Source organism: Stieleria sp. (assembly GCF_041595215.1).
Taxonomy (GTDB): domain Bacteria; phylum Planctomycetota; class Planctomycetia; order Pirellulales; family Pirellulaceae; genus Stieleria; species Stieleria magnilauensis.
Genome location: NZ_JBFHKV010000583.1, coordinates 1 through 5,302, shown reverse-complemented (window position 1 = coordinate 5,302; position 5,302 = coordinate 1). Strand labels below are relative to the sequence as shown.

Below are 5,302 nucleotides of genomic sequence, written 5' to 3'. Positions count from 1 at the left end.
CTGAGCGGCGATGTCATAGGCCACGGCGTTGCGGATGTATTCCTCGCCGACGCCGGTTCCCGAAACGGCGCAGGACGCATTGTCGGCGAACGTGCCCGCGCCCACGATCGGCGAATCGCCGACACGGCCGGGCAGTTTTTTCGGCGTGCCACCGGTGCTGGTTCCCGCGGCAAGGTTCCCCTCCAAATCGAGTGCGGCGCAACCGACGGTGCCCAGGTGCGGATGTTCCGACGGATCCGATTGCTGCGGCGTCCGCCGACGGTGGCTCAAAAAATACTTTGGGTCGACCAACGGCACGTTTTTAGACGCCGCGAAGGCCTCGGCGCCGTCGCCGACCAGCAACACATGTTTGGTGTCGGTCATGACCAATCGCGCCGTCGCGATCGGGTTTTTGATGGTCGTCACGCCGGCGATCGCACCGCAGGCACGGTTGCGTCCATCCATGATCGACGCATCCAGCTCCGCGTTTCCGGCTTGGGTCAGCACCGCACCCCGGCCGGCGTTGAAGCTGGCGTTGTCTTCCAACGACCGGATCACCGCTTCCACCGCATCGAGTGACGAACCGCCGCCGGCGAGCAGGTCGCGTCCGATTTTCAGTGCCGCCTCCAATCCATCCAGGCGTGCGTTGCGTTTTTCATCACTCCACTTCGACGGATCTCCGCCCGCACCGCCATGGATCACAATCGCCCAACGCTTCGGTTGTGCGGTTTCGGCGTGAACAGGACTGGCTGCCGATGAACCGATCAACGCGTCAGCCATCCAGACAACCGTGCAAAGAACGAGTGTTCGAAACATCAAATCTACCGTTGAAGGAGAGCGAAGAAATCATGGCTGGATTCTAATCCATCTCATCGGACGCCCGTCATGAGAGTCGCACCAACCGCACGACCGTGTTGGTGCCGTAGGGGAACCCGGTGCAGCGGACGGTGAGCGTACCGGCATCCAGGTCCTGTTCAAACTTCAGCTTCTCCCCATTGTCGACCCAGACAGCGGAGTCAATCCTTGTCTTGATGCCTGTGAACGTACGCGGTCCAGCGCCGGTCGGCCCCACCGCGACGTTCGCATCACCACGCGTACCCAAGTGATGGACAAACAAGTACATGGTGCCGTTGGCATCCAGGCCAAAGTCGTCGCCCTCGCCCTGGAGCCCCGCCGGCCGACCTTGGTAAACGGCTTCGGCGTGCATGGCGACCCAATCACCACTGCGTCGAAGCGTGGCGGCCTCGTATTCCGGTATCGCGCCTTCCGCCGTCGGTCCGACGTTCAGCAGATAGTTGGCGCCGACTTTGCGGCACGCACAAAGGTTCTCAATAATTTCCGGTGGGCCCATGTAGGCAAAATCATTCTTGCCAATCCCCCAGTGCCGGTTCATGGTCTGGCACATCTCGCCGGCCACGTACTTCGGTTTTCCACGGTGATCTCGCGGGGTGGGGCGGCCCTGCTCAAACGTCACCGAGTCGATTTCGGGATGCCCCAGAGCCCCGCGGTGGCTCAGGCCGGTGTTGTTCACGATGATCGCTTCGGGTTGATGACGCCGGATCGTCTTGTACAACTCACCTTCTTTCCAGTCCGCGTTCTTCTTACTCCAATTGCCATCGAACCAGAATCCGCCGATCGGGCCATATTCCGTGCAAAGGATCTCGACTGATTTTCTCAGGTAGTCCAGGTAGGCGTCGAAGTCTGTTTCGAAGCTCTCCTGCCACCAGTCGAGCGTCGTGTGGTAGAGAAACGGCGTGATCCCTTCCGCTCGGCATCCATTGACAAAATCCAGAATGAGGTCACGGCCGGCCGGCGTGTGCATGGCGTCGTGTTCGGACAACCCTCGCGTGTCATAAAGGCTGAACCCGTCATGGTGTCGCGCGGTGAGCGTGATGTACTTCATGCCCGCCACGCGTGCCGTTCTTGCAAGCTTCCGGCCATCGAATGCTTTCGCCGTAAACGTGTCTCGCAGCTTGCGATACTCGGCTTTGGGAATCTTCTCGCGATGCATGACCCATTCGCCGCGTCCCAGTTGGGAGTACAGGCCCCAGTGAATGAACATGCCATACGCCATTCGCTCGAATCGGGCGATCCGTGGTTCGGGCACGGGAATCGCATCGCCGTCGGCGGCGGCGACCCGAGTGCTATCGACGAGCAGACCAGCGGGAGCCATTGCCAGTGCGCATCCCGTCGCGGTCTGTTGGAGGAATCGGCGGCGTCTGATGGACATGTTGATCGACCTCTATCGAATAGGTTCAAGAACACTGGCATTGTAGCCGAGATCACGGCCTCCATTCTCCAGCCGGCTGTGTCCAATCGCCCGCCATGATTCACTCGCCGAATCGGTATTCCACCCAGCCGCTGAGGGTTTGGCCGGGTTGGCAGATCTGCAGGTGCGCTTCGCGGGTCTTGCCCGCCGCGTGCAGATTGTGCGCGTCGGTGCTGCAGGTCTGGCTTTCCACTCCAAAATACGGTCGGTCCGGAGTCCAGACCACCAGGTGCGTGAACGCTTCGGATGCAGCGATGGTGATCTTTCGGTTCACGTCGCGATAGTCGATGACGGTGGGCTGATCCGGTTTCATGCCCCAGAACACGTCGTCAAACGTCGTTCCCTCAAGCGACATGAACTCGCCGAGCGGATAATCCAACTGGTCCTTGGGAACCAGCTCTCCCGATGGCAGTTGCTTTTCCGATTCCATCCAATGTGTCGCTGGGATTTTCAGGTACGTGTTTTCACGCCGGCCCTGGTAAACGAAATACGGATGCAAGGCAAATCCGAAGGGCACCGCGGCGGTGCCACCGGTGTTGTCAACCTTGTACGTCCAGCGGACCGCACCCTCGCGGACCGTCACGGTCAAGTAAAGCTGATGGGGAAACGGGAACTGCGAATGCAACGCGGTGCCGTCACCGAAATCGGCCACGCAGGTGATCGCAGCATGCGTTGAATCGGAACTGGATCGGACGAATTGCCAAGCATGCCGATTGACCAGACCGTGAATGAAATTGCCACCCGCGTTGGGCTGGAAACGAACCGTTTTTCCGCCAAATTCGAACGCCGCATCCTTGACTCGATTCGGAGTCGGATACAAGACGGGGTTTCCGAATCCGACGCCGGGCAGTTTGTCCAGCGACTCCGGTTGTCGCAGATACTCAACGTCATCGACGCGTATCGAGTACGCGTTGGCGCCCGCGCCGGGAGCAAATTTGACCACCGTTGTTCCCTGCCGCAGCGTGAAAACCTGGGTTCCCGAGTCGTTGCCGATCGAGATTTCGCCGGCCACAACGTTTGACACGACGACGCAAAAAGCGAAACAACAAAGGAGTGATCGGAGCATCATGATCGTGTCCGTGGGGGTTGAGCGATTGGATCAGGAGCCGATTTTAGTTCACCTGAGGACGTCGCATCACGCATTGTCGTCTAATGATCGGATGAGGACGCCAGATTCACACTGTGACAACGGAATTCACGCCCCCTGTGTGGCTGGCCAATCGCAAACCCGCGTGTATCGGCCTGTTTTACCGTTCCATCAAACAGGAGACTCTCATGCCAAAGAGAAGATACTATTTGAATGCGGCTCTGGCGTCACTCGCATTCTTCGCGGCCGGTGGCTGTGATACCCACGATGTGATCACCCGCGGCTCCCCGGACGCGGTCACCGAGTCACCGGCACCGGACACCACGTCACCCGACACCGCGTCGGCGATTCTGTTTGACGGTTTCGAGAACTATTCGCGAGAGACCGAAACGACGTCTCCCGTTGCACAAAAGTACATCGATCAGGGCATGCAGTGGCTGTACGGTTTCAACGACGACGAAGCGATTCGGTGTTTTCGGGAAGCCGCTCGGCTCGATCCGCAATGCGTGCTTCCCTGGTGGGGAATCGCCTATGCCAGCGGCATCAACATCAACGATCTGACGATGACCGAACAGGAATCGCGGACCGCGTGGGAAGCGCGAAACGCGGCACTCCATCGACTGGAGCACGCGTCACCGGTCGAAAAAGCACTCGTCCAGGCAGTCGCAGTCCGATACACGTGGCCGGCCCCCGAGGATCCGGCGGAACTTGAAAAGAAGTATGCCGACGCCATGGAGAAAGTGTGGGACCAGTTTCCCGATGATGCCGACGTGGGGACGCTGTTTGCCGAAGCGTTGATGAATTTGCAGCCCTGGGACTACTGGACCGAAGAGGGAGCCCCCAAGGGACGCGCCTCGGAAATCGTCCAGACGCTGGAGAAGGTGATCGAATTGGATCCCGACCATCCCGGTGCGTTGCACTATTACATTCACGCCGTCGAGGCATCGAAATCACCCGAGCGTGCCGAAGCGGCTGCCGATCGCTTGGCGTTGTTGGTTCCCGGTTCCAGTCACCTGACTCACATGCCGTCGCACATCTACGGCCGAGTGGGGCGGTACTCGGATGCCGCCGACGCAAACGTTCGCGCGGTCGCAGCCGATCGGCGCTATCTGGCTTCGGCTGCCGAACAAGATTACTACGGGTTGTATATCTCACACAACCTGCACTTTCTCGCGTACGCGGCGATGATGGAAGGCCGTTACGAACAAGCGCTGCAGGCGGCGCGGGAAATTGAAACGCACGTGCCGAAGACCTTCATGCAACGCTACCCGCAAGTCGCCGACGGATGGGCCGCTGCACTGTCGCATGTCCTGATACGCTTCGGTCGCTGGCAAGAGATTCTTGAGCTGGAGGACTACCCCGCCGCGCGACCGGTCAGCCGGGCGATGAGAGGTTACGCACGCAGCATCGCGTTCTCGGCGCTCGGACGAATCGACGAAGCGGAGCAGGAGATCGCAGCCTTCAACAAAATCGCCGCGACCGTGCCGACCGATTGGAAAATCGGATTCAACCCGGCGCATGCGGTGTTCCCGTTGGCTCGCAAGATGATGCACGGCGAGTTGGCCTTTCGCAAAGGCGAACATGACGAGGCGTTTGGTGTGCTGCAAGAAGCCGCGGAACTGGAAGACCGACTGCTGTATGACGAACCGCCGAGTTGGTTGCAGCCGGTTCGGCATGCACTCGGGGCACTGCTGATGGCGTCGGGCAATTACGCCCGCGCCGAGTCGGTTTATGAAACGGATTTGGAACGCAATCCGGGTAACGGCTGGGCGTTGCTGGGGCTTGAAAAAGCACGGCGGGCGCAGCGAAAAACCGAAGGCCTTGATCAGCTCGTTCGGCAACGTTCCCGCGCCTGGTTCCGTTCGGACGTGGAGCCGACGTCGTCCTGTTATTGCGAACCGGGAGCGGTGACTCTGGAGCAAACGCCGGTAACCTCCGCAAAGTGACACTCAACGATGCGGTTCAAT

4 protein-coding genes are annotated in these 5,302 nt (G+C 59.8%); 1 reads left to right on the top strand and 3 read right to left on the bottom strand.

Annotation, left to right across the window (positions count from 1 at the left end):
- From ABX749_RS20550 to ABX749_RS20540, 3 genes are all read right to left on the bottom strand, one after another.
- Positions 1–795 (bottom strand): isoaspartyl peptidase/L-asparaginase family protein (locus ABX749_RS20550; protein WP_372897620.1); only part of this gene is annotated, 795 nt, incomplete at its 3' end.
- A gap of 67 nt (positions 796–862) precedes the next feature.
- Entirely contained in the window at positions 863–2,209 is a 1,347-nt protein-coding gene (locus ABX749_RS20545) for an alpha-L-fucosidase (RefSeq protein WP_372897619.1), read from the bottom strand.
- A 100-nt stretch (positions 2,210–2,309) separates the two neighbouring features.
- Positions 2,310–3,272, bottom strand: coding sequence for an aldose 1-epimerase (locus tag ABX749_RS20540; RefSeq protein WP_372897618.1), 963 nt, complete (start codon positions 3,270–3,272; stop codon positions 2,310–2,312).
- A 251-nt stretch (positions 3,273–3,523) separates the two neighbouring features.
- Between ABX749_RS20540 and ABX749_RS20535 the strand changes: the two genes are divergently transcribed.
- Positions 3,524–5,281, top strand: coding sequence for a hypothetical protein (locus ABX749_RS20535; protein WP_372897617.1), 1,758 nt, complete (start codon positions 3,524–3,526; stop codon positions 5,279–5,281).
- The last annotated feature ends 21 nt before the right edge of the window (positions 5,282–5,302 follow it).

Coding starts and splice junctions, on each gene's coding strand:
- ABX749_RS20545 (WP_372897619.1), bottom strand. CDS start 2,209: ATGTCCATCAGACGCCGCCGATTCCTCCAACAGACCGCGACGGGATGC.
- ABX749_RS20535 (WP_372897617.1), top strand. CDS start 3,524: ATGCCAAAGAGAAGATACTATTTGAATGCGGCTCTGGCGTCACTCGCA.